The organism is Nocardia cerradoensis NBRC 101014 (assembly GCF_000308535.1).
In the GTDB taxonomy this organism is placed as follows: domain Bacteria; phylum Actinomycetota; class Actinomycetes; order Mycobacteriales; family Mycobacteriaceae; genus Nocardia; species Nocardia cerradoensis.
Map to the genome: position 1 here is coordinate 1 of NZ_BAFW01000135.1, position 1973 is coordinate 1973.

Annotated in this window: 2 protein-coding genes and 1 pseudogene; all 3 read right to left on the minus strand. The window is 71.1% G+C overall.

The features are described from left to right. The coding region (locus ON23_RS14110; RefSeq protein WP_039778679.1) for an aldehyde dehydrogenase family protein at positions 1-486 on the minus strand (486 nt) is incomplete at its 3' end. Between the two features lie 83 nt (positions 487-569). Then, positions 570-1589, minus strand: a complete 1020-nt coding sequence (locus ON23_RS14115; RefSeq protein ID WP_039778680.1) for a DNA topoisomerase IB — start codon at positions 1587-1589, stop codon at positions 570-572. 51 nt (positions 1590-1640) lie between these two features. After that, a pseudogene (locus ON23_RS14120) lies at positions 1641-1973 on the minus strand (hypothetical protein); the annotation flags it as partial.

The window sequence follows — 1973 nt, forward strand, 5'->3', positions numbered from 1 at the left end:
GAACAGCGCACCGGTTTGCGGGCACCGCTCACTGGGCTTGTGCACCACCGCATTTCCGGTCGCCAGTGCGGCGCCGACCAGTCCCGCCGCGATGGCGACCGGATCGTTCCACGGTGTCAGGGCGACCACGACGCCGCGCGGCTGGGCGATCATGAAATCCGTTGCGTCCCAACTGCCCTGCAGGGTGTGACCGCGATGGACCGGTCCCAGCTCGGCATACTGGTCCAGCGTGCCGGCGCCCGCGAGCACCCCCTCGCGCCCCGAGTCGGCGGGACGGCCGGTCTCGGCTTCGAGCGTGGCGGCGAGTTCGTCGGCGTGCTCGCGCAATGCGGTCGCCCCGGCACGCAGCGCCTCGGCCCGGCTCGCCGCGGGTGTGCGCGCCCAGTTCGACTGTGCGGTATGCGCGGCGCCCACGATGGTCATGAGGTCCAGGTTTCCCGTCACCGAGTCGGCCTCGATGCGGGTCGCGTTGTCGATCTCGGTCATGGGCTCCGAGTACCCCGGCGTTCTCGGGCAAACGTCCCCGGCCGACATTGTTCTCGGTCCGGCATCGCGGTGCGACGCGCGGATCACTTCCCGTTCGCGGTCGAGCGCAGCAGGCGCAGCACGGCTCGCTCGACGATGGCTCGGCGCTCGTCCTCGCGGGGCGCGCGCCGCGCCCGCCGCGAGGCCGCCGCGATGGTCCGGCCCCGCTCCCACGCCACGATCACGCGTGGGTCGACGTAGGAGTTGCGGGCCACGGTGGGGGTGTTGCCCAGCGCCTCGGCCACCTCGGTCATCACCTGCCGCACGGCGCTGTTGCGGCGCCGCTGCGAGTTCGGGCATTCGGTGGCCGCCAAACCGGCGGCGGCCAGCACCGTCGCCTGCCAAGTGCGAAAGTCCTTGGCGCTGTGGTCGTCTCCGACCAGCGCTTTGAACCGGGCGTTGATGTCGCCGGAACGCAGTTCGCTCGAGTGCCGGTGTTCGCGGTAGACCAGCAGCCGCCCGCTGGGGCTGCGATTGCGCCGCAACGACCGCACGGCCCGGGCGAGGTCCGGTTCGACGATGCGCACCTGCCGGCGGATTCCGCCCTTGGCCACATAGTCGAATCGCATCTCCTCCCCCGAGACCCGGACCTGTTCGCGCAGGAGGGTGGCGACACCGCGGGTGCCGTTCTCCTCCGCATATTCTTCGCCGCCGATACGGAAGACACCGCGATCGAGCAGTCCGATCGCCACCGCCTCCACGCGCCGCCGGTCCGATCCGGAACGCCGCAGATCGGCGCTCACCTGCTCGCGCAGGTTCGGCAGTTGCGCCGCCACCTCGAGCATGCGGTCGAACTTCTCCTCGTCGCGTTCACGCCGCCACTGTTCGTGATACAGATACTGCCGCCGCCCCGCCGCATCCACCCCCACCGCTTGGATGTGTCCCTGAGCATGCGGGCAGATCCACACCTTCCGCCAGGCCGGCGGGATCACCAGTGCGTCGATGCGTTGTGTCACTTCGGGATCCGTGACCGGGACGCCGTTCTCGTCGGTATAGGAAAAGCCTCTGCCTCGTCGCACCCGGCGTATTCCGGCACCGTAGGGCGTGCTGCGCCGCAACCGCATCACGTCACTCCTCTCGCCCCGCGCATCGGGTGATACCCGCGCGCGGCGCGATCATGCGGATTCGGTGGACTCGGGATCCGCCGGTGGCCCGTGTTCGAGCGTGCGGACGAGCGCCGCGGCGAGCAGCGCGACGGCCCGATCGTCGTCGTGTACCAAGGGCCGCAACGTATTCAGCGCGAGGGAGCCGGGCAGCTCCGCCAGCGCCTGGGCCAGCCGCAGCCGCACCGGTGAACCCGGCGGGTGCGCGGCCAGCTCGCCGGCCAGTGCGCCCAGGATGCGATCCGCCCACTGCGTGTCCCGCGCCAGCGATCCCAGCAGTTCGGCCGCCTCGACGTCGTTCGGGCCCTCGATCACGGTGGCGACGAGTTCCGGCACGGCGCGGGT

Bases quoted from the DNA above. Each gene is read 5' to 3' on its own strand.
- ON23_RS14115 (WP_039778680.1), bottom strand. From the start codon at position 1,589: ATGCGGTTGCGGCGCAGCACGCCCTACGGTGCCGGAATACGCCGGGTG.